The sequence below is a fragment of the Pseudomonas sp. GW821-FHT07F01 genome (genome assembly GCF_059418825.1).
In genome coordinates, this window is sequence record NZ_JBWKQO010000008.1 from 11252 (window position 1) to 31016 (window position 19765).

Below are 19765 nucleotides of genomic sequence, written 5' to 3' on the forward strand. Positions count from 1 at the left end.
CGAATCGAGAGCGGGGCAGGATTGCCCGCTCTCTGCTCCGCCAGGAGGAAAGGCCTTGAAAGACCTACTGAATTTGCTGAAAAACCAGGGTCAAGTCGAAGAGTTCGACGCCATCCGTATCGGATTGGCCTCGCCTGAGATGATCCGTTCGTGGTCGTTCGGTGAAGTTAAAAAGCCGGAAACCATCAACTACCGTACGTTCAAGCCTGAGCGTGACGGCCTGTTCTGCGCCAAGATCTTTGGCCCGGTAAAGGATTACGAGTGCCTGTGCGGTAAGTACAAGCGCTTGAAGCATCGCGGCGTGATCTGCGAGAAGTGCGGCGTTGAAGTTGCACTGGCCAAGGTTCGTCGTGAGCGCATGGCGCACATCGAACTGGCTTCGCCGGTTGCCCACATCTGGTTCCTGAAATCGCTGCCGTCCCGTATCGGCTTGCTGATGGACATGACTCTGCGTGATATCGAGCGCGTTCTCTACTTCGAGAGCTACGTCGTTATCGATCCAGGCATGACCACCCTTGAAAAAGGTCAGCTGCTGAACGATGAGCAGTACTTCGAAGCGCTGGAAGAGTTCGGCGATGACTTCGACGCCCGCATGGGTGCCGAGGCTGTCCGCGAGCTGCTGCACGCTATCGACCTGGAGCACGAGATTGGCCGTCTGCGTGAAGAGATTCCGCAAACCAACTCGGAAACCAAGATCAAGAAGCTGTCCAAGCGTCTGAAGTTGATGGAAGCCTTCCAGGGTTCCGGCAACCTGCCAGAGTGGATGGTGCTGACCGTTCTGCCGGTTCTGCCGCCAGATCTGCGTCCACTGGTCCCGCTGGATGGCGGTCGTTTCGCGACTTCCGACCTCAACGATCTGTATCGTCGAGTGATCAACCGTAACAACCGTTTGAAGCGCCTGCTGGATCTGTCCGCTCCGGACATCATCGTGCGCAACGAAAAGCGTATGTTGCAGGAAGCTGTCGATGCACTGCTCGACAACGGTCGTCGTGGCCGCGCTATCACCGGTTCCAACAAGCGTCCTCTGAAATCCCTGGCTGACATGATCAAGGGTAAGCAAGGTCGTTTCCGTCAGAACTTGCTTGGTAAGCGTGTTGACTACTCCGGTCGTTCGGTAATTACCGTAGGTCCGACCCTGCGTCTGCACCAGTGCGGTCTGCCGAAGAAGATGGCTCTCGAGCTGTTTAAACCGTTCATCTTCGGCAAGTTGGAAATGCGTGGCCTGGCCACCACCATCAAAGCCGCCAAGAAGATGGTCGAGCGCGAACTGCCAGAGGTTTGGGACGTTCTCGCTGAAGTGATCCGTGAACACCCAGTTCTCCTCAACCGTGCACCGACCCTTCACCGTCTGGGTATCCAGGCGTTTGAACCGGTACTGATCGAAGGTAAGGCTATCCAGCTGCACCCTCTGGTCTGTGCTGCGTACAACGCCGACTTCGACGGCGACCAAATGGCCGTGCACGTACCGCTGACACTGGAAGCCCAGTTGGAAGCGCGTGCGTTGATGATGTCGACCAACAACATTCTGTCGCCAGCCAACGGTGAGCCAATCATCGTTCCGTCGCAGGACGTTGTATTGGGTCTGTACTACATGACCCGTGAAGCGATCAACGCCAAGGGCGAAGGTCGTGTGTTCGCGGACCTGCAGGAAGTCGACCGCGTATTCCGCGCCGGCGAAGCGGCTCTGCACGCCAAGATCAAGGTTCGCATCAGCGAAACCGTCAATGATCGTGATGGCGGCAGCGTGAGCGCCACCCGTATCGTCGACACCACTGTCGGCCGTGCTCTGCTGTTCCAGGTTGTGCCGAAGGGCCTGTCGTTCGACGTCGTCAACCTGCCGATGAAGAAGAAGGCGATCTCCAAGCTGATCAACCAGTGCTACCGCGTGGTTGGTCTGAAAGAGACCGTGATCTTCGCTGACCAGTTGATGTACACCGGTTTCGCTTACTCGACCATTTCCGGCGTTTCCATCGGTGTTAACGACTTCGTTATCCCGGATGAAAAAGCTCGCATCATCGGTGCTGCCACCGACGAAGTGAAAGAAATCGAGAGCCAGTACGCCTCCGGCCTGGTAACCCAGGGCGAGAAGTACAACAAAGTGATCGACCTTTGGTCGAAGGCCAACGACGAAGTATCCAAGGCGATGATGGCCAACCTCTCGAAAGAGAAGGTCATCGACCGCAATGGCGACGAAGTCGAGCAAGAATCGTTCAACTCGATGTACATGATGGCTGACTCGGGTGCGCGGGGTTCCGCAGCACAGATCCGTCAGCTGGCCGGTATGCGTGGTCTGATGGCCAAGCCGGACGGCTCCATCATCGAAACGCCGATTACTGCGAACTTCCGTGAAGGTCTGAGCGTACTCCAGTACTTCATCTCGACTCACGGTGCTCGTAAAGGTCTGGCGGATACCGCGTTGAAAACTGCGAACTCCGGTTACCTGACTCGTCGTCTGGTGGACGTTGCGCAGGATCTGGTTGTAACCGAGATCGATTGCGGCACCGAACACGGCCTGCTGATGACTCCGCACATTGAAGGCGGCGACGTTGTAGAGCCACTGGGTGAGCGCGTATTGGGTCGTGTTATCGCCCGTGACGTATTCAAGCCGGGTACCGAGGACGTCATCGTTCCTGCCGGCACCCTGGTAGACGAAAAGTGGGTTGAATTCATCGAGCTCAACAGCATCGACGAAGTGATCGTGCGTTCGCCGATCAGCTGCGAAACCCGCTATGGCATCTGCGCCAAGTGCTACGGCCGTGACCTGGCTCGTGGTCACCAGGTGAACATTGGTGAGGCGGTCGGCGTTATCGCTGCCCAATCCATCGGTGAGCCGGGTACCCAGCTGACCATGCGTACGTTCCACATTGGTGGTGCGGCAAGCCGTACTTCCGCAGCCGACAGCGTTCAGGTGAAGAATGGCGGTACCGTCCGTCTGCACAACCTGAAGCACGTTGAGCGTGTGGATGGCCACCTGGTTGCTGTGTCCCGTTCCGGTGAGCTGGCAATCGCTGATGACTTCGGTCGTGAGCGCGAGCGTTACAAGCTGCCGTACGGTGCTGTGATTTCGGTTAAAGAAGGTGACAAGGTCGACGCTGGCGCTATCGTGGCCAAGTGGGATCCGCACACTCACCCGATCGTTACCGAAATGAAAGGTACCGTGACCTACGTGGGCATGGAAGAAGGCATCACGATCAAGCGTCAGACTGACGAATTGACCGGTATGACCAACATTGAAGTGCTTGACGTCAAAGACCGTCCAGCTGCCGGCAAGGACATCCGTCCTGCTGTGAAGATGGTGGGTATGGATGGCAAGGATCTGCTGCTGCCAGGTACCGACGTACCGGCACAGTACTTCCTGCCGGCTAACGCCTTGGTCGGTGTTGCCGACGGTGCGCAGATTGCGATCGGTGATGTTATCGCTCGTATTCCGCAAGAAACTTCGAAGACCCGTGACATCACCGGTGGTCTGCCGCGTGTTGCCGACCTGTTCGAAGCTCGTCGTCCGAAGGAAGCGTCGATTCTGGCTGAAGTCAGCGGCACCATCGCGTTCGGTAAGGAGACCAAGGGCAAGCGCCGTCTGGTCATTACTCCGAACGACGGTAGCGATCCGTATGAAGAGCTGATTCCGAAGTGGCGTCACCTGAACGTCTTCGAAGGCGAACAAGTGAACCGCGGCGAAGTTATCTCCGACGGTCCGAGCGATCCACACGACATCCTGCGTCTGCTGGGTGTCAGTGCGCTGGCCAAGTACATCGTCAACGAGATCCAGGACGTTTACCGTCTGCAAGGCGTGAAGATCAACGACAAGCACATCGAGACCATCCTGCGTCAGATGCTGCGTAAGGTTGAAATCGCCGAGTCCGGCGACTCCAGCTTCATCAAGGGCGACCAGATGGAACTGACTCACGTACTGGTAGAAAACGAGCGTCTGAGCACCGAAGACAAGTTCGTCGCCAAGTTCACCCGCGTACTGCTGGGTATCACCAAGGCGTCCTTGTCCACCGAATCGTTCATCTCGGCGGCCTCTTTCCAAGAGACCACCCGTGTACTGACCGAAGCGGCGGTAACTGGCAAGCGCGACTACCTGCGTGGCCTGAAAGAAAACGTGGTCGTGGGTCGTCTGATCCCGGCCGGTACTGGCCTGGCGTACCACAGCGAGCGTAAGCGTCGTCGTGATGCAGACAAGCCGCTGCGCGTAAGCGCAAGCGAAGTCGAAGCAGCACTGACTGAAGCGCTGAACTCCAGCGGTAATTGAGGTCTGCAGTAGATTGAGACGGGGCCCCGGCTTTTTCGATTGAGAATCAAGACACTTTTTGTCGAGGTTCGCTGATCGGGGAGGCCGGGGCCTTGCCTTGACTGGGGGCAAGATCCTCTTTAGACTCTTGTACCCCTAAATTTGGTGGAGCTCCTGCTCTGCCATTTTGTTTATGTCGAAAGACAACAGTGGAGCTAGTAGATGGCAACTATCAACCAGCTGGTACGTCAGCCGCGTAAGCGTATCGTCGAGAAATCCGACGTGCCTGCGCTGCAGAACTGCCCGCAACGTCGTGGCGTGTGCACTCGCGTGTATACCACTACGCCGAAAAAACCTAACTCGGCACTGCGTAAAGTGTGTCGTGTGCGTCTGACCAACGGTTTCGAGGTTTCCTCGTACATCGGCGGTGAAGGCCACAACCTGCAAGAGCACAGCGTCGTACTGATTCGCGGCGGCCGTGTAAAAGACTTGCCAGGTGTTCGTTACCACACCGTTCGCGGCTCCCTAGATACCTCCGGCGTTAAAGGTCGTAACCAAGGTCGTTCGAAGTACGGTACCAAGCGTCCGAAGTAATCGGTCGTTTTGCAGTTTTTAATTATATTGAGTCGATAAGAGTAAGGTCGGGCACGCGTCCATTGGATCAACTGTCCCGAGCTAACCTGAAGACCGTTTGAGGGCTTATCAATGCCAAGACGTCGCGTAGCAGCCAAACGTGAGATTCTGGACGATCCGAAATACGGAAGCCAGATCCTCGCCAAGTTCATGAACCACGTAATGGAAAGCGGCAAGAAAGCCGTTGCCGAGCGTATCGTTTATGGCGCGCTGGAAAAAGTTAAAGAGCGCAAGAACAGCGATCCCCTGGAAATCTTCGAGAAAGCTCTCGACGCCATCGCTCCGCTGGTCGAAGTGAAGTCGCGCCGTGTAGGCGGTGCTACTTACCAGGTTCCGGTCGAAGTTCGTCCGTCCCGTCGTAACGCTCTGGCAATGCGCTGGTTGGTAGACTTCGCCCGCAAGCGCGGCGAGAAGTCTATGGCTCTGCGTTTGGCTGGCGAACTGCTGGACGCTGCCGAAGGCAAAGGTGCTGCAGTTAAGAAGCGTGAAGACGTTCACCGTATGGCTGAAGCCAACAAGGCTTTCTCGCACTACCGCTTCTAATATCGGCATCATTCATTTTGCGAGGGCTTTATGGCTCGTACTACAGCAATCAACCGCTACCGTAACATCGGTATCTGTGCCCACGTTGACGCGGGCAAGACTACCACTACCGAGCGGATCCTGTTCTACACAGGTCTCAGCCACAAGATGGGTGAGGTGCATGACGGCGCTGCGACCACCGACTGGATGGTGCAGGAGCAGGAGCGCGGTATCACCATTACCTCCGCTGCTGTAACTACCTTCTGGAAAGGTTCGCGCGGCCAATACGATAACTATCGTGTAAACGTTATCGATACCCCAGGCCACGTTGACTTCACCATTGAAGTAGAGCGCTCCCTGCGTGTACTCGACGGCGCGGTCGTTGTGTTCTGCGGTACTTCCGGTGTTGAGCCTCAGTCTGAAACCGTATGGCGTCAAGCCAACAAGTACGGTGTTCCACGTGTTGTTTACGTGAACAAGATGGACCGTGCCGGTGCCAACTTCCTGCGCGTTGTTGGCCAGATCAAGAACCGCCTGGGTCATACCCCGGTTCCGGTCCAGCTGGCTATCGGTGCTGAAGATAACTTCGAAGGTCAGGTTGATCTGATCAAGATGAAGGCTATCTACTGGAACGACGACGACAAGGGTACTACCTATCGCGAGGAAGAAATTCCTGCCGATATGCTGGACCTGGCTAACGAGTGGCGCTCCAACATGGTTGAAGCTGCTGCTGAAGCCAACGAAGAGCTGATGAACAAGTACCTTGAAGAAGGTGACCTGACTGTCGAAGAGATCAAGGCCGGTCTGCGTGCGCGCACCCTGGCTAGCGAGATCGTTCCGGCCGTCTGCGGTTCGTCGTTCAAGAACAAGGGCGTTCCCCTGGTTCTCGATGCCGTTATCGACTTCCTGCCTGCTCCTACCGAGATCCCGGCGATCAAGGGTATCCATCCGGATCTCATCGAGAAGCCGAAGGATGAGCTGGTAGAGGCTGACTACGACGAGCGTCATGCTGACGATGCTGAACCGTTCTCGGCTCTGGCATTCAAGATTGCTACCGACCCGTTCGTTGGTACTCTGACTTTCGTGCGCGTTTACTCGGGCTTCCTGAGCTCGGGCGACTCCGTGATCAACTCGGTCAAGGGCAAGAAAGAGCGCGTTGGTCGTATGGTGCAGATGCACGCCAACCAGCGTGAAGAGATCAAAGAAGTACGTGCAGGCGACATCGCTGCTCTGATCGGCATGAAGGACGTCACCACTGGTGACACTCTGTGCGATCTCGACAAGCAGATCATTCTTGAACGTATGGACTTCCCTGAGCCTGTAATTTCGGTAGCGGTAGAGCCGAAAACCAAGCAGGACCAGGAAAAGATGGGTATTGCACTGGGCAAGCTGGCTCAGGAAGACCCGTCGTTCCGCGTCAAGACCGACGAAGAGACTGGCCAGACCATCATCTCCGGTATGGGTGAGTTGCACCTGGACATCCTCGTTGACCGCATGAAGCGCGAGTTCAACGTCGAAGCCAACATCGGCAAGCCGCAGGTTTCGTACCGCGAGAAGATCAGCAAGAGCAACGTTGAGATCGAAGGCAAGTTCGTTCGTCAGTCCGGCGGTCGCGGTCAGTTCGGTCACTGCTGGATCCGTTTCTCGGAGCCAGACGTCGATGCGAACGGCAACATCACCGAAGGTCTGGTCTTCACCAACGAAGTTGTTGGTGGTGTGGTTCCTAAGGAATACATCCCGGCTATCCAGAAGGGTATCGAAGAGCAGATGAAGAACGGCGTCGTTGCCGGTTATCCGCTGATCGGCCTGAAGGCTACCGTGTTTGATGGTTCCTACCACGACGTCGACTCCAACGAGATGGCGTTCAAGGTGGCAGCCTCCATGGCGACCAAGCAGCTGGCCCAGAAGGGTGGCGGCGTTGTGCTCGAGCCGATCATGAAGGTTGAAGTTGTAACCCCAGAGGACTACATGGGTGACGTGATGGGTGACCTGAACCGTCGTCGTGGTCTGATTCAGGGTATGGATGACTCGGTGTCCGGCAAGGTTATCCGTGCTGAAGTGCCACTGGGTGAAATGTTCGGTTATGCAACTGACGTTCGTTCCATGTCTCAGGGTCGCGCGAGCTACTCCATGGAATTCTCCAAATACGCCGAAGCTCCGTCGAACATCGTCGAAGCTCTCGTTAAAAAACAAGGCTGATTCAGTCTCCCCTTTAGGCTAGGAGTTAATTGTCGTGGCTAAAGAAAAATTTGAACGTAACAAACCGCACGTCAACGTTGGCACTATCGGTCACGTTGACCACGGTAAAACCACTCTGACCGCTGCTCTGACTCGCGTTTGCTCCGAAGTTTTCGGTTCGGCTCGTGTTGACTTCGACAAGATCGACAGCGCCCCAGAAGAAAAAGCTCGTGGTATCACCATCAACACTGCGCACGTAGAGTACGACTCGAACATTCGTCACTACGCGCACGTTGACTGCCCGGGTCACGCCGACTACGTCAAAAACATGATCACTGGTGCTGCCCAGATGGACGGCGCGATCCTGGTTTGCTCGGCTGCCGATGGTCCGATGCCACAAACTCGTGAGCACATCCTGCTGTCCCGTCAGGTAGGCGTTCCGTACATCGTTGTCTTCCTGAACAAGGCTGACATGGTTGACGACGCTGAGCTGCTGGAACTGGTTGAGATGGAAGTGCGCGATCTGCTGAGCACTTACGACTTCCCAGGTGACGACACTCCGATCATCATCGGTTCGGCTCTGATGGCTCTGAACGGCCAAGACGACAACGAAATGGGTACTACCGCTGTTAAGCGTCTGGTAGAGACTCTGGATACCTACATCCCAGAGCCAGAGCGTGCAATCGACAAGCCGTTCCTGATGCCAATCGAAGACGTGTTCTCGATCTCCGGCCGTGGCACCGTGGTAACTGGTCGTGTTGAGCGTGGTATCGTTCGCATCCAGGAAGAAGTTGAGATCGTTGGTCTGCGCGACACTCAGAAAACTACCTGCACCGGCGTTGAAATGTTCCGCAAGCTGCTCGACGAAGGTCGTGCTGGCGAGAACTGCGGCGTTCTGCTGCGTGGTACCAAGCGTGACGACGTTGAGCGTGGCCAGGTTCTGGTTAAGCCAGGCACCGTTAAGCCGCACACCAAGTTCACCGCTGAAGTTTACGTTCTGAGCAAGGAAGAAGGCGGCCGTCATACTCCGTTCTTCAAAGGCTACCGTCCACAGTTCTACTTCCGTACTACTGACGTGACTGGTAACTGCGAGCTGCCAGAAGGCGTTGAAATGGTAATGCCAGGTGACAACATCCAGATGACTGTCACTCTGATCAAAACCATCGCGATGGAAGATGGTCTGCGTTTCGCTATCCGTGAAGGCGGTCGTACCGTCGGCGCTGGCGTCGTAGCCAAAGTCATCGAGTAATCGACGACTCATGAAGAAGCCCCCGCTTGCGGGGGCTTTTTTATTGGGTTGACACTCTGTGGGGCCGTCTATAGAATTGCGCCTCCTTTTAACGGGCGTATTGCGCCCGGTGGGAATAGCAGCCTGGAGTCTGAAATCCAATGCAAAATCAGCAAATCCGTATCAGGTTGAAGGCTTTCGACCATCGCCTGATCGACCAATCCACCCAGGAAATCGTGGAAACCGCGAAACGTACTGGTGCTCAAGTGCGTGGTCCAATTCCACTGCCTACCCGTAAAGAGCGGTTCACCGTTCTGGTCTCCCCGCACGTCAACAAAGACGCGCGTGACCAGTACGAGATCCGTACTCATAAGCGCGTACTGGACATCGTCCAGCCAACGGATAAAACCGTTGATGCTCTTATGAAGCTTGATCTTGCGGCAGGTGTGGAAGTGCAGATCAGCCTCGGCTAAGACTCGGTCTTAGTCGTGTAACGCTCTGAAATGGGCGGCCATAGCGGGTGAAAGCCCCGTACACTCATGAGGTTTACAACATGACTATTGGTGTAGTCGGTCGTAAATGCGGTATGACCCGTATTTTCACCGAAGAAGGTGTCTCCATTCCGGTCACGGTCATTGAGATCGAGCCGAATCGCGTCACCCAGTTCAAAACTGAAGAAACCGATGGCTATCGTGCAGTGCAGGTCACTGTAGGTGAGCGTCGTGCTTCGCGCGTGACTGCTGCTCAAGCAGGTCACTTCGCTAAAGCGAACGTTGCTGCCGGTCGTGGCGTTTGGGAATTCCGTCTTGAAGAAGGCGAGTACCAAGCTGGCGATCTGATCAATGCAGAAATCTTCGCTGCTGGCCAACTGGTAGACGTTACCGGTCAGTCGAAAGGTAAAGGCTTCGCCGGTACCATCAAGCGTTGGAATTTCCGCGGTCAAGATAACACCCACGGTAACTCCGTTTCCCACCGCGTCCCGGGCTCTATTGGCCAGTGCCAGACTCCTGGTCGTGTATTCAAGGGCAAAAAAATGTCCGGTCATATGGGCGCTGAGCGCGTGACCGTGCAGTCCCTGGAAGTAGTGCGCGTCGACGCTGAACGCAATCTGTTGTTGGTCAAGGGTGCTGTTCCTGGCGCTACTGGCGGCAACCTGGTTGTACGTCCGGCGGCCAAGGCTCGCGGTTAAGGGGAAGCTGACATGCAATTAAATGTAAATGACGCTCAAGCGATCGAAGTTTCCGAACTGACATTTGGCGGCGAATTCAACGAGACGCTGGTTCACCAAGCAGTCGTGGCCTACATGGCCGGCGGCCGTCAAGGTAGCAAGCAGCAAAAGACCCGTTCCGACGTTTCCGGTGGCGGCAAGCGCCCATGGCGTCAGAAAGGTACTGGCCGTGCTCGTGCCGGTACTATCCGTAGCCCAATCTGGCGTGGCGGCGGTACCACTTTCGCAGCTCGTCCTCAGGATCACTCCCAGAAGCTGAACAAGAAGATGTATCGCGCAGCAATGCGTTCCATCCTTGCTGAGCTGGTGCGTACTGATCGTCTGGTCGTGGTTCAGGATTTCGCTGTTGAAACTCCGAAAACCAAAGATCTGCTGGGCAAGCTGAACAACATGAGCCTGACCGACGTTCTGATCGTGTCGGACGCTGTTGATCAGAACCTGTACCTGGCTGCTCGTAACCTGCCACACGTTGATGTTCGTGACGTGCAAGGTTCCGATCCAGTTAGTCTGATCGCATACGACAAAGTGTTGATCACTGTGTCGGCCGTGAAGAAATTCGAGGAGCTGCTGGGATGAACCAGGAACGCGTATTTAAAGTTCTGCTTGGCCCGCACGTTTCCGAGAAGGCTACGGTTCTGGCAGACAAGAAAGGCCAGTTCGTTTTCAAGGTTGCTACTGACGCAACCAAGCTGGAAATCAAGAAGGCCGTCGAAAGCCTGTTCAGCGTGAAAGTGGAACGCGTTACTACCCTGAACGTTCTGGGTAAGAGCAAGCGTACCGCTCGCGGTCTGGGCAAGCGTAATGACTGGAAGAAGGCAGTTATCTCCCTTCAGCCAGGCCAAGATCTCGATTTCAGCAGCAGTGCTGAGTAAGGAAGGGGTGCATCATGGCAATCGTTAAATGCAAACCGACTTCCCCTGGCCGCCGTTTTGTGGTCAAGGTGGTCAACCAGGAGCTGCATAAAGGCGCTCCTCACGCACCGCTGCTCGAGAAGAAATCGAAGTCTGGTGGTCGTAACAACAATGGCCGCATTACCACTCGTCACGTTGGTGGTGGTCATAAGCAGCATTACCGTCTGGTCGACTTCCGTCGCAACGACAAAGATGGCATCGCTGCCACTGTCGAGCGTATCGAATACGATCCAAACCGTACTGCTCACATCGCTCTGCTGCTGTACGCAGATGGCGAGCGTCGCTACATCATCGCCCCTAAAGGCGTGAGCGCTGGCGACCAGCTGATCGCAGGTGCTCTGGCACCGATCAAGCCGGGCAACGCTCTGCAACTGCGCAACATTCCAGTTGGTAGCACCGTACACGGCATCGAACTGAAGCCAGGTAAAGGCGCGCAAATCGCTCGTTCGGCTGGTGCTTCGGCTCAGCTGGTCGCTCGTGAAGGTGTCTACGTGACCCTGCGTCTGCGTTCTGGTGAGATGCGTAAAGTGCTGGCTGAATGCCGCGCGACCCTGGGCGAAGTCTCGAACTCCGAGCACAGCCTGCGTTCGCTGGGTAAAGCTGGTGCCAAACGCTGGCGTGGCGTTCGCCCAACCGTTCGTGGTGTTGCCATGAACCCGGTTGACCACCCACATGGTGGTGGTGAAGGTCGTACCTCTGGTGGTCGTCATCCGGTATCGCCATGGGGCTTCCCGACTAAGGGCGCGAAGACTCGTGGTAATAAGCGTACCGACAAAATGATCGTCCGTCGTCGCAAGTAAATAGAGGGATACGACAGTGCCACGTTCTCTGAAAAAAGGTCCTTTTATTGATCTTCACCTACTGAAGAAGATCGAAGTGGCGGCGGAAAAGAACGATCGCAAACCAGTTAAGACCTGGTCGCGCCGTTCCATGATCCTGCCACAAATGGTCGGTCTGACCATTGCTGTGCATAACGGTCGTCAGCATGTTCCAGTTCTCGTGAACGAAGACATGGTCGGCCACAAACTGGGCGAGTTCGCCGGTACCCGTACATATCGCGGGCACGTGGCTGACAAGAAAGCCAAGCGTTAAGGGGTAAGGAATGATGGAAGTAGCCGCTAAGTTGTCGGGCGCTCGAATCTCCGCCCAGAAAGCCCGCTTGGTCGCCGACCAGATCCGCGGGAAGAAGGTGGGCGAAGCGCTCAACCTGTTGGCTTTCAGCAGTAAGAAAGCCGCCGAGATCATGAAGAAAGTGCTGGAGTCGGCCGTAGCCAACGCCGAGCATAACGAAGGCGCAGACGTTGATGACCTGAAGGTCTCCACCGTTTTCGTCAACGAAGGGCGTTCGCTGAAGCGCATCATGCCACGTGCCAAAGGCCGTGCTGATCGCATCGTCAAGCGGTCTTGCCATATCACTGTCAAGGTTGCTGACAAGTAACGGAGTCGAAGAGATGGGTCAGAAAGTACATCCCATTGGCATTCGCCTGGGAATCGTCAAGGAGCACACCTCCGTCTGGTACGCAGACGGTCGGACTTATGCGGACTATTTGCTCGCAGATCTGAATGTGCGTGAGTATCTCCAAGACAAACTAAAAAGCGCGTCCGTAAGCCGTATCGATATCCATCGTCCGGCTCAAACTGCACGCATCACCATCCACACCGCTCGTCCCGGCATCGTGATCGGCAAGAAAGGTGAAGATGTTGAGAAGCTGCGTCAGGACCTGACCAAGCAAATGGGTGTGCCTGTGCACATCAATATCGAAGAGATCCGCAAGCCGGAGCTCGACGGTATGCTGGTTGCGCAGAGCGTAGCTCAGCAGCTGGAGCGCCGCGTAATGTTCCGTCGTGCTATGAAGCGCGCCGTACAGAACGCCATGCGCATTGGTGCCAAAGGCATCAAAATCCAAGTGAGCGGTCGTCTCGGCGGTGCTGAAATCGCACGTACTGAATGGTATCGCGAAGGTCGTGTGCCACTGCACACCCTGCGTGCCGATATCGACTATGCCACCTACGAAGCTCACACCACTTACGGTGTGATCGGTGTGAAGGTTTGGATCTTCAAAGGCGAAGTAATTGGTGGTCGCCAAGAAGAGCTGAAGCCGCAAGCACCTGCGCCTCGTAAAAAAGCTGCTAAGTAAGGGGTACGCCAAATGTTGCAACCAAAGCGTACGAAGTTCCGCAAGCAAATGACCGGCCACAACCGTGGTCTGGCATTGCGCGGTAGCAAAGTCAGCTTCGGCGAGTTCGCGCTGAAGTCTGTTGCTCGTGGTCGTCTCACCGCTCGTCAGATCGAGTCAGCGCGTCGTGCTCTGACCCGTCACGTAAAACGTGGTGGCAAGATCTGGATCCGTGTATTCCCGGACAAGCCTATTTCCAAAAAGCCTCTCGAAGTTCGGATGGGTAAAGGTAAGGGTAACGTCGAATACTGGGTAGCCCAGATTCAGCCAGGCAAAGTCCTGTATGAAATCGAGGGTGTTTCTGAAGAGCTGGCGCGTGAGGCTTTCGCCCTGGCTGCTGCAAAGCTGCCGCTCGCCACCTCCTTTGTTAAACGGACGGTGATGTGATGAAAGCGAATGAACTTCGTGAAAAATCCGCACAGCAGCTGAACGAGCAACTGCTCGGCCTGCTGCGCGACCAGTTCAATCTGCGTATGCAGAAAGCAACTGGCCAGTTGGGGCAGTCTCATCTGCTCTCGCAAGTTAAGCGTGACATCGCTCGCGTGAAGACTGTGCTCAACCAGCAGGCAGGTAAGTAATCATGGCTGAAGCCGAAAAAACTGTCCGTACGCTGACTGGCCGTGTTGTCAGCGACAAGATGGACAAGACCATCACCGTTCTGATCGAGCGTCGCGTTAAGCACCCTATCTACGGTAAATACGTTAAGCGTTCGACTAAGCTGCACGCGCACGACGAAACCAATCAGTGCCACATCGGCGACAAAGTCACTATTCGTGAAACTCGTCCGATGGCCAAGACCAAGTCTTGGGCCCTGGTTGATGTTCTCGAACGCGCTGTGGAAGTCTAAGGGCTAGGGGTCGGAGAAATTATATGATTCAGACTCAATCCATGCTCGATGTGGCCGATAACAGCGGCGCTCGCCGCGTTATGTGCATCAAGGTGCTGGGTGGCTCCCATCGTCGTTACGCTGGTATCGGTGACATCATCAAAGTTACCGTCAAGGAAGCAATTCCTCGCGGTAAAGTGAAAAAAGGCCAAGTGATGACTGCTGTTGTAGTCCGCACTCGCCATGGTGTTCGTCGTGCAGACGGCTCCATCATCCGCTTTGATGGCAACGCTGCTGTTCTGTTGAACAACAAGCAAGAGCCGATCGGCACCCGTATCTTTGGGCCAGTGACCCGTGAACTTCGCAACGAGAAGTTCATGAAGATCGTCTCGCTCGCCCCAGAAGTGCTGTAAGGAGATCCGACATGCAAAAGATTCGTCGTGACGACGAGATCATCGTGATCGCCGGCAAAGACAAAGGTAAGCGCGGTAAGGTGCTTAAGGTTCTGGCTGACGACCGTCTGGTCGTCGGTGGCCTGAACCTGGTCAAGCGTCATACCAAGCCTAACCCGATGTCGGGCGTACAGGGCGGTATCGTCGAGAAAGAAGCGCCACTGCACGCTTCCAACGTCGCCATTTTCAACAGCGAAACCAACAAGGCTGACCGCGTTGGTTTCAAAGTAGAAGACGGCAAAAAAATTCGTGTCTTCAAGTCGACCCAAAAAGCGGTTGATGCTTGAACACTGCTAGGTAGAAGACCATGGCACGACTAAAAGAGATTTACCGGAAGGAAATCGCTCCGAAACTTAAGGAAGAACTTAAGCTTTCGAACGTGATGGAAGTTCCGCGCGTTACCAAAATCACCCTGAACATGGGTCTGGGCGAAGCAATCGGCGACAAAAAAGTCATCGAGCATGCTGTTGCTGACCTGGAAAAGATCACCGGCCAGAAAGTCGTTGTGACCTACGCTCGTAAATCCATCGCTGGCTTCAAAGTCCGCGAAGGATGGCCGATCGGCGTCAAAGTGACCCTGCGCCGTGAGCGTATGTACGAGTTCCTGGATCGTCTGCTGTCGATCTCCCTGCCTCGGGTTCGCGACTTCCGCGGCCTGAATGCCAAGTCCTTCGACGGTCGTGGCAACTACAGCATGGGCGTTAAAGAGCAGATCATTTTCCCGGAAATCGATTACGACAAGATCGATGCTCTCCGCGGTCTGGACATTACCCTGACCACCACTGCTAAGAACGATGACGAAGGCCGCGCTCTGCTGCGTGCTTTCAAATTCCCGTTCCGCAACTGATTGGAGTAGGAAAATGGCCAAGAAGAGCATGAAGAACCGTGAGCTGAAGCGTCAGCTCACCGTTGCCAAGTACGCCACCAAGCGTGCAGCGCTGAAAGCTATCATCGTGGATCTGAACGCAAGTCCAGAAGCTCGTTGGGAAGCTACCGTAGCTCTGCAGAAGCAGCCACGTGATGCAAGCGCTTCGCGCATGCGTAACCGCTGCCGCCTGACTGGTCGTCCGCACGGCGTTTACCGCAAGTTCGGCCTGGGCCGTAACAAGCTGCGTGAAGCTGCAATGCGTGGTGACGTACCAGGTCTGGTTAAAGCCAGCTGGTAATAGCTATCAAAGTCTCGGTGTTCGGGCTCGCAAGATCCCGATCGCCGGTGGCCTTGAACGTGAATCAAGCCCCTTTTGGGGCTTGATTCATTTCTGGGGTGTGTCTAGAATGACCGGCTCGCCTGAGCCCGTGTTTTTTGCCCGGAATTTCTCGGCGACAGTTGTAGCCGCAAGGCTAATTCTTTTTGTATCAGGAGCATCTAGCCCATGAGTATGCAGGACCCGTTAGCGGACATGCTAACTCGAATCCGTAATGCCCAGATGGCTGAAAAGTCCGTCGTAAGCATGCCGTCTTCCACGCTGAAGGTGGCTGTAGCAAAAGTCCTGAAGGACGAAGGTTACATCGCGGGTTATCAGATCAGCAGCGAAATCAAACCTCTGCTGTCCATCGAGCTGAAGTACTTCGAAGGCCGTCCGGTCATCGAAGAAGTGAAGCGCGTTAGCCGTCCAGGCCTGCGTCAGTACAAGTCCGTTGAAGAACTGCCGAAAGTACGTGGCGGTCTTGGCGTGTCTATCGTCTCCACCAACAAAGGTGTGATGACTGATCGTGCTGCGCGCGCTGCCGGTGTCGGCGGCGAAGTTCTTTGCACTGTGTTCTAAGGGGGGATAAGCATGTCTCGCGTCGCTAAGAACCCCGTTAAGCTGCCAGCTGGTGTCGAAGTCAAATTCGCCGGCCAACAGCTTTCGGTGAAGGGTGCCAAGGGCACTCTCGAACTGAACGTACACTCGTCCGTTGAAATTGTTCAGGAAGCTGGTGAGCTGCGTTTCGCTGCTCGCAACGGCGACCAACAAACTCGCGCAATGGCCGGTACCACTCGTGCTCTGGTAAACAACATGGTCCAAGGCGTAAGCCAAGGCTTCGAGCGTAAGCTCCAGCTGGTCGGTGTTGGTTACAAGGCACAGGCAAAAGGCACAGTGCTGAACCTGGCCCTCGGCTTCTCGCATCCAGTGGATTACGAACTGCCGGAAGGCATCACCGCTGAGACTCCTAGCCAGACCGATATCCTGATCAAGGGCATCGATAAGCAGCTGGTAGGTCAAGTGGCCGCTGAGATCCGCGACTTCCGTCCACCAGAGCCTTACAAAGGCAAAGGTGTGCGCTACGCGGACGAAGTCGTCCGTCGTAAAGAAGCCAAGAAGAAGTAGGGCATAGCAAATGACCGACAAAAAAGTTACTCGACTGCGTCGCGCTCGCAAAGCACGCCTGAAAATGCACGAACTCGAAGTCGTGCGTCTCTGCGTGTTCCGCTCTTCGCAGCACATCTACGCCCAGGTCATTTCGGCCGACGGCAACAAAGTCCTGGCAAGTGCCTCGACTTTGGATAAAGAACTGCGTGATGGCGCCACTGGCAACATCGACGCGGCCACTAAGGTTGGCCAGCTGGTCGCTACGCGTGCGAAAGCCGCTGGCGTCTCGCAGGTGGCTTTCGACCGCTCTGGCTTCAAGTACCACGGCCGCGTCAAGGCGCTGGCTGATGCTGCTCGTGAAGCTGGGCTGGAGTTCTAAGTTATGTCAAATAACGACCAAAAGCGCGACGAAGGCTACATCGAGAAGCTGGTTCAAGTTAACCGCGTAGCCAAAACCGTAAAAGGCGGCCGTATCTTCACTTTCACCGCGTTGACCGTGGTTGGTGATGGTAAGGGCCGTGTTGGCTTCGGCCGTGGCAAGTCGCGTGAAGTGCCTGCTGCGATCCAGAAGGCAATGGAAGCTGCTCGCCGCAACATGATCCAAGTTGACCTGAACGGCACCACTCTGCAGTACGCAATGAAGTCCGCTCACGGCGCTTCCAAGGTGTACATGCAGCCTGCTTCTGAAGGTACCGGTATCATCGCTGGCGGCGCTATGCGTGCTGTCCTCGAGGTAGCTGGCGTTCAGAACGTTCTGGCCAAGTGCTACGGCTCGACTAACCCAGTAAACGTGGTTCACGCCACTTTCAAGGGTTTGAAAGCAATGCAGTCCCCTGAATCCATTGCCGCCAAGCGTGGCAAAAGCGTCCAGGAGATCATCTGATCATGGCTACCGTAAAAGTAACGCTGATCAAAAGCATGACCGGCCGTATCCCTAACCACAAACTGTGCGTTAAGGGTCTGGGTCTGCGTCGCATCGGTCACACTGTAGAAGTCCAGGATACTCCCGAGAATCGCGGGATGATCAACAAGGCTTACTACATGCTGCGTGTCGAGGGTTAATCGATGAAACTCAATGATCTGAGTCCAGCGCCGGGTTCCCGTCGCGAAAAGCATCGTCCGGGCCGTGGTATCGGTAGTGGTTTGGGTAAGACTGGTGGCCGTGGCCACAAAGGTCAGACTTCCCGCTCCGGTGGCACCATTGCTCCAGGCTTTGAAGGCGGTCAACAGCCGCTGCATCGTCGCCTGCCGAAGTTCGGTTTCGTTTCCCTGAAGGCCATGGATCGCGCAGAAGTGCGTCTGTCCGAGCTGGCTAAAGTGGAAGGCGACATCGTCACCGTGCAGTCCCTGAAAGATGCCAACGTGATTAACCAAAACGTTCAGCGTGTGAAAATCATGCTGTCCGGCGAAGTTACTCGCGCTGTGACCATCAAGGGTATCGCAGCCACCAAAGGTGCGCGTGCGGCTATCGAAGCAGCTGGCGGCAAGTTCGAGGAATAAATGGCTAAGCAAGGTGCTCTCTCTGCGCTCGGCAAAGGCGGTATGTCTGAACTTTGGGCTCGTCTGCGTTTTCTGTTCTTGGCGATTATCGTCTACCGAATAGGCGCACACATCCCGGTTCCAGGTATCAACCCTGACCGACTCGCGGACCTGTTTCGACAGAATGAGGGGACCATTCTTAGCTTGTTCAACATGTTTTCCGGCGGCGCGCTGGAACGGATGAGCATCTTTGCACTGGGGATCATGCCGTATATCTCGGCATCGATCATCATGCAGCTGATGACAGCCGTCAGCCCGCAGTTGGAGCAGTTGAAGAAGGAAGGTGAAGCTGGCCGTCGCAAGATCAGCCAGTACACCCGCTACGGCACTGTCATCCTGGCCCTGGTTCAAGCTATCGGCATGTCCGTTGGCTTGGCGGGTCAGGGTGTTGCGTTCACTGGTGACTTTGGCTTCCATTTCGTCGCGGTATCCACTTTTGTGGCTGGTGCGATGTTCATGATGTGGCTGGGTGAGCAGATTACTGAGCGTGGTGTTGGCAACGGTATCTCGATGTTGATTTTCGCAGGTATCGTCGCCGGTCTTCCGAGAGCGATCGGGCAGTCTTTCGAGTCTGCACGTCAGGGTGATATCAACATTTTTGCCCTGGTTGCGATCGGTTTGCTGGCAGTAGCGATTATCGGTTTTGTGGTGTTCATTGAGCGTGGTCAGCGTCGTATTGCTGTTCATTACGCCAAGCGTCAGCAGGGCCGCAAGGTATTTGCTGCGCAGACCAGCCACTTGCCGCTGAAAGTGAATATGGCCGGTGTTATTCCTGCTATCTTCGCGAGCAGCATTTTGCTGTTTCCGGCTTCGTTGGGTGCCTGGTTCGGTCAGTCTGAAGGTATGGGCTGGTTGCAGGACATCTCGCAGTCGATCGCTCCTGGTCAGCCGTTGAATATTCTGCTGTTTAGTGCAGGGATTATTTTCTTCTGCTTCTTCTATACGGCGTTGATGTTCAATCCGAAAGACGTAGCGGAAAACCTGAAGAAGTCCGGTGCCTTTATTCCGGGCATCCGTCCAGGTGAGCAGTCGGCGCGCTACATTGATGGCGTTCTGACTCGTTTGACCATGTTCGGTGCTCTATATATGACGGCCGTCTGCCTGTTGCCCCAGTTCCTGGTGGTTGCTGCAAACGTTCCGTTCTACCTTGGCGGGACCTCGTTGCTGATCGTGGTCGTGGTTGTTATGGACTTTATGTCGCAAGTACAATCGCACCTCGTTTCCCACCAGTACGAATCCCTGATGAAGAAAGCCAACCTGAAGGGTTACGGCAGCGGCATGCTGCGCTAATCCATAAGGTTCGAGGAGTTGGTGATGAAAGTTCGTGCATCGGTGAAAAAGCTGTGCCGTAACTGCAAGATTATTCGCCGCGAAGGTGTTGTTCGAGTAATTTGCAGCGCGGAACCGCGTCACAAACAGCGCCAAGGCTGAGTGTGATTGTGCTTCAAGCCCGGCAGCTAGTGCGCTGCCGGGTTGATTATTTGTTATTACAGCGATATTATCTCGCGCCCTATTTCTTGGCTTCCGGGGCGTAGGTAGCTGT

At 55.3% G+C, this 19765-nt stretch carries 28 protein-coding genes; all 28 read left to right on the forward strand.

What is annotated here, in order from left to right; translation table 11 throughout:
• The first annotated feature begins 55 nt into the window (after positions 1-55).
• Positions 56-4255, forward strand: coding sequence for a DNA-directed RNA polymerase subunit beta' (rpoC, locus tag AC07R1_RS26980; RefSeq protein ID WP_011063778.1), 4200 nt, complete (start codon positions 56-58; stop codon positions 4253-4255).
• 201 nt (positions 4256-4456) lie between these two features.
• Positions 4457-4828, forward strand: a complete 372-nt coding sequence (gene rpsL, locus AC07R1_RS26985) for a 30S ribosomal protein S12 (RefSeq protein ID WP_003186084.1) — start codon at positions 4457-4459, stop codon at positions 4826-4828.
• Positions 4829-4939: 111 nt separating this feature from the next.
• A complete protein-coding gene (rpsG, locus tag AC07R1_RS26990; RefSeq protein WP_007925959.1) occupies positions 4940-5410 on the forward strand; it encodes a 30S ribosomal protein S7 in 471 nt (156 codons plus the stop codon).
• Positions 5411-5440: 30 nt separating this feature from the next.
• On the forward strand, positions 5441-7588 hold the full coding sequence (gene fusA / locus AC07R1_RS26995) for an elongation factor G (protein WP_011063777.1): 2148 nt from the start codon (positions 5441-5443) through the stop codon (positions 7586-7588).
• A gap of 34 nt (positions 7589-7622) precedes the next feature.
• Positions 7623-8816 (forward strand): elongation factor Tu, encoded by a 1194-nt coding sequence (gene tuf / locus AC07R1_RS27000; protein WP_011063776.1) that lies wholly within the window; start codon positions 7623-7625, stop codon positions 8814-8816.
• Between the two features lie 140 nt (positions 8817-8956).
• The gene (gene rpsJ / locus AC07R1_RS27005; protein WP_003186070.1) at positions 8957-9268 is read left to right on the forward strand and encodes a 30S ribosomal protein S10; all 312 of its coding nucleotides are present in this window, start codon (positions 8957-8959) and stop codon (positions 9266-9268) included.
• A gap of 80 nt (positions 9269-9348) precedes the next feature.
• Entirely contained in the window at positions 9349-9984 is a 636-nt protein-coding gene (rplC, locus tag AC07R1_RS27010; protein ID WP_007924205.1) for a 50S ribosomal protein L3, read from the forward strand.
• 12 nt (positions 9985-9996) lie between these two features.
• The gene (gene rplD, locus AC07R1_RS27015) at positions 9997-10599 is read left to right on the forward strand and encodes a 50S ribosomal protein L4 (protein WP_007924200.1); all 603 of its coding nucleotides are present in this window, start codon (positions 9997-9999) and stop codon (positions 10597-10599) included.
• Entirely contained in the window at positions 10596-10895 is a 300-nt protein-coding gene (gene rplW, locus AC07R1_RS27020; RefSeq protein WP_002555488.1) for a 50S ribosomal protein L23, read from the forward strand. The genes rplD and rplW overlap by 4 nt, the downstream gene beginning before the upstream one ends.
• A 14-nt stretch (positions 10896-10909) precedes the next feature.
• The gene (gene rplB, locus AC07R1_RS27025) at positions 10910-11734 is read left to right on the forward strand and encodes a 50S ribosomal protein L2 (RefSeq protein WP_011063775.1); all 825 of its coding nucleotides are present in this window, start codon (positions 10910-10912) and stop codon (positions 11732-11734) included.
• A 16-nt stretch (positions 11735-11750) separates the two neighbouring features.
• Positions 11751-12026 carry a 30S ribosomal protein S19 gene (rpsS, locus tag AC07R1_RS27030; protein ID WP_002555486.1) on the forward strand — a complete coding sequence of 92 codons (276 nt, stop codon included), beginning with the start codon at positions 11751-11753 and terminating at the stop codon, positions 12024-12026.
• A 13-nt stretch (positions 12027-12039) separates the two neighbouring features.
• On the forward strand, positions 12040-12372 hold the full coding sequence (gene rplV / locus AC07R1_RS27035) for a 50S ribosomal protein L22 (protein WP_003103908.1): 333 nt from the start codon (positions 12040-12042) through the stop codon (positions 12370-12372).
• 13 nt (positions 12373-12385) lie between these two features.
• Positions 12386-13072 carry a 30S ribosomal protein S3 gene (rpsC, locus tag AC07R1_RS27040; RefSeq protein ID WP_007924192.1) on the forward strand — a complete coding sequence of 229 codons (687 nt, stop codon included), beginning with the start codon at positions 12386-12388 and terminating at the stop codon, positions 13070-13072.
• Positions 13073-13084: 12 nt separating this feature from the next.
• On the forward strand, positions 13085-13498 hold the full coding sequence (rplP, locus tag AC07R1_RS27045; protein WP_003228729.1) for a 50S ribosomal protein L16: 414 nt from the start codon (positions 13085-13087) through the stop codon (positions 13496-13498).
• A complete protein-coding gene (gene rpmC, locus AC07R1_RS27050; protein WP_002555481.1) occupies positions 13498-13689 on the forward strand; it encodes a 50S ribosomal protein L29 in 192 nt (63 codons plus the stop codon). Before rplP ends, rpmC begins: the two co-directional genes overlap by 1 nt.
• Positions 13690-13691: 2 nt before the next feature.
• Entirely contained in the window at positions 13692-13958 is a 267-nt protein-coding gene (gene rpsQ, locus AC07R1_RS27055; protein ID WP_003194644.1) for a 30S ribosomal protein S17, read from the forward strand.
• A 23-nt stretch (positions 13959-13981) separates the two neighbouring features.
• The gene (rplN, locus tag AC07R1_RS27060) at positions 13982-14350 is read left to right on the forward strand and encodes a 50S ribosomal protein L14 (RefSeq protein WP_011063774.1); all 369 of its coding nucleotides are present in this window, start codon (positions 13982-13984) and stop codon (positions 14348-14350) included.
• Between the two features lie 11 nt (positions 14351-14361).
• A complete protein-coding gene (gene rplX, locus AC07R1_RS27065; RefSeq protein WP_010443924.1) occupies positions 14362-14676 on the forward strand; it encodes a 50S ribosomal protein L24 in 315 nt (104 codons plus the stop codon).
• Positions 14677-14696: 20 nt separating this feature from the next.
• Positions 14697-15236 carry a 50S ribosomal protein L5 gene (rplE, locus tag AC07R1_RS27070; protein WP_003210069.1) on the forward strand — a complete coding sequence of 180 codons (540 nt, stop codon included), beginning with the start codon at positions 14697-14699 and terminating at the stop codon, positions 15234-15236.
• Between the two features lie 13 nt (positions 15237-15249).
• Positions 15250-15555 (forward strand): 30S ribosomal protein S14, encoded by a 306-nt coding sequence (rpsN, locus tag AC07R1_RS27075; RefSeq protein ID WP_003228726.1) that lies wholly within the window; start codon positions 15250-15252, stop codon positions 15553-15555.
• Between the two features lie 207 nt (positions 15556-15762).
• Positions 15763-16155 (forward strand): 30S ribosomal protein S8, encoded by a 393-nt coding sequence (rpsH, locus tag AC07R1_RS27080; protein WP_011063773.1) that lies wholly within the window; start codon positions 15763-15765, stop codon positions 16153-16155.
• 12 nt (positions 16156-16167) lie between these two features.
• Positions 16168-16701 carry a 50S ribosomal protein L6 gene (gene rplF / locus AC07R1_RS27085; protein WP_007924185.1) on the forward strand — a complete coding sequence of 178 codons (534 nt, stop codon included), beginning with the start codon at positions 16168-16170 and terminating at the stop codon, positions 16699-16701.
• Between the two features lie 10 nt (positions 16702-16711).
• The gene (rplR, locus tag AC07R1_RS27090) at positions 16712-17062 is read left to right on the forward strand and encodes a 50S ribosomal protein L18 (RefSeq protein ID WP_003186037.1); all 351 of its coding nucleotides are present in this window, start codon (positions 16712-16714) and stop codon (positions 17060-17062) included.
• 3 nt (positions 17063-17065) lie between these two features.
• Positions 17066-17566 carry a 30S ribosomal protein S5 gene (gene rpsE / locus AC07R1_RS27095; protein WP_007924184.1) on the forward strand — a complete coding sequence of 167 codons (501 nt, stop codon included), beginning with the start codon at positions 17066-17068 and terminating at the stop codon, positions 17564-17566.
• A gap of 2 nt (positions 17567-17568) precedes the next feature.
• On the forward strand, positions 17569-17745 hold the full coding sequence (gene rpmD, locus AC07R1_RS27100) for a 50S ribosomal protein L30 (protein ID WP_003176408.1): 177 nt from the start codon (positions 17569-17571) through the stop codon (positions 17743-17745).
• A gap of 3 nt (positions 17746-17748) precedes the next feature.
• Positions 17749-18183: a 50S ribosomal protein L15 gene (gene rplO, locus AC07R1_RS27105; protein ID WP_007924183.1), complete on the forward strand. Its 435-nt coding sequence runs from the start codon at positions 17749-17751 to the stop codon at positions 18181-18183.
• The gene (gene secY / locus AC07R1_RS27110; RefSeq protein WP_003210064.1) at positions 18184-19512 is read left to right on the forward strand and encodes a preprotein translocase subunit SecY; all 1329 of its coding nucleotides are present in this window, start codon (positions 18184-18186) and stop codon (positions 19510-19512) included.
• A 24-nt stretch (positions 19513-19536) separates the two neighbouring features.
• Entirely contained in the window at positions 19537-19653 is a 117-nt protein-coding gene (gene rpmJ / locus AC07R1_RS27115; RefSeq protein WP_002555468.1) for a 50S ribosomal protein L36, read from the forward strand.
• Positions 19654-19765 lie beyond the last annotated feature (112 nt).

Bases quoted from the DNA above. Each gene is read 5' to 3' on its own strand.
- rplD (WP_007924200.1), top strand. From the start codon at position 9,997: ATGCAATTAAATGTAAATGACGCTCAAGCGATCGAAGTTTCCGAACTG.
- rplX (WP_010443924.1), top strand. From the start codon at position 14,362: ATGCAAAAGATTCGTCGTGACGACGAGATCATCGTGATCGCCGGCAAA.
- rpsN (WP_003228726.1), top strand. From the start codon at position 15,250: ATGGCCAAGAAGAGCATGAAGAACCGTGAGCTGAAGCGTCAGCTCACC.
- rpsH (WP_011063773.1), top strand. From the start codon at position 15,763: ATGAGTATGCAGGACCCGTTAGCGGACATGCTAACTCGAATCCGTAAT.
- rpsE (WP_007924184.1), top strand. From the start codon at position 17,066: ATGTCAAATAACGACCAAAAGCGCGACGAAGGCTACATCGAGAAGCTG.
- rplC (WP_007924205.1), top strand. From the start codon at position 9,349: ATGACTATTGGTGTAGTCGGTCGTAAATGCGGTATGACCCGTATTTTC.
- rpmD (WP_003176408.1), top strand. From the start codon at position 17,569: ATGGCTACCGTAAAAGTAACGCTGATCAAAAGCATGACCGGCCGTATC.
- rpsC (WP_007924192.1), top strand. From the start codon at position 12,386: ATGGGTCAGAAAGTACATCCCATTGGCATTCGCCTGGGAATCGTCAAG.
- rplP (WP_003228729.1), top strand. From the start codon at position 13,085: ATGTTGCAACCAAAGCGTACGAAGTTCCGCAAGCAAATGACCGGCCAC.
- rplF (WP_007924185.1), top strand. From the start codon at position 16,168: ATGTCTCGCGTCGCTAAGAACCCCGTTAAGCTGCCAGCTGGTGTCGAA.
- rplE (WP_003210069.1), top strand. From the start codon at position 14,697: ATGGCACGACTAAAAGAGATTTACCGGAAGGAAATCGCTCCGAAACTT.
- rplN (WP_011063774.1), top strand. From the start codon at position 13,982: ATGATTCAGACTCAATCCATGCTCGATGTGGCCGATAACAGCGGCGCT.
- rplO (WP_007924183.1), top strand. From the start codon at position 17,749: ATGAAACTCAATGATCTGAGTCCAGCGCCGGGTTCCCGTCGCGAAAAG.
- rplV (WP_003103908.1), top strand. From the start codon at position 12,040: ATGGAAGTAGCCGCTAAGTTGTCGGGCGCTCGAATCTCCGCCCAGAAA.
- rplW (WP_002555488.1), top strand. From the start codon at position 10,596: ATGAACCAGGAACGCGTATTTAAAGTTCTGCTTGGCCCGCACGTTTCC.
- fusA (WP_011063777.1), top strand. From the start codon at position 5,441: ATGGCTCGTACTACAGCAATCAACCGCTACCGTAACATCGGTATCTGT.
- rplR (WP_003186037.1), top strand. From the start codon at position 16,712: ATGACCGACAAAAAAGTTACTCGACTGCGTCGCGCTCGCAAAGCACGC.
- rpsG (WP_007925959.1), top strand. From the start codon at position 4,940: ATGCCAAGACGTCGCGTAGCAGCCAAACGTGAGATTCTGGACGATCCG.
- rplB (WP_011063775.1), top strand. From the start codon at position 10,910: ATGGCAATCGTTAAATGCAAACCGACTTCCCCTGGCCGCCGTTTTGTG.
- rpsJ (WP_003186070.1), top strand. From the start codon at position 8,957: ATGCAAAATCAGCAAATCCGTATCAGGTTGAAGGCTTTCGACCATCGC.
- rpsQ (WP_003194644.1), top strand. From the start codon at position 13,692: ATGGCTGAAGCCGAAAAAACTGTCCGTACGCTGACTGGCCGTGTTGTC.
- rpmJ (WP_002555468.1), top strand. From the start codon at position 19,537: ATGAAAGTTCGTGCATCGGTGAAAAAGCTGTGCCGTAACTGCAAGATT.
- rpmC (WP_002555481.1), top strand. From the start codon at position 13,498: ATGAAAGCGAATGAACTTCGTGAAAAATCCGCACAGCAGCTGAACGAG.
- rpsL (WP_003186084.1), top strand. From the start codon at position 4,457: ATGGCAACTATCAACCAGCTGGTACGTCAGCCGCGTAAGCGTATCGTC.
- secY (WP_003210064.1), top strand. From the start codon at position 18,184: ATGGCTAAGCAAGGTGCTCTCTCTGCGCTCGGCAAAGGCGGTATGTCT.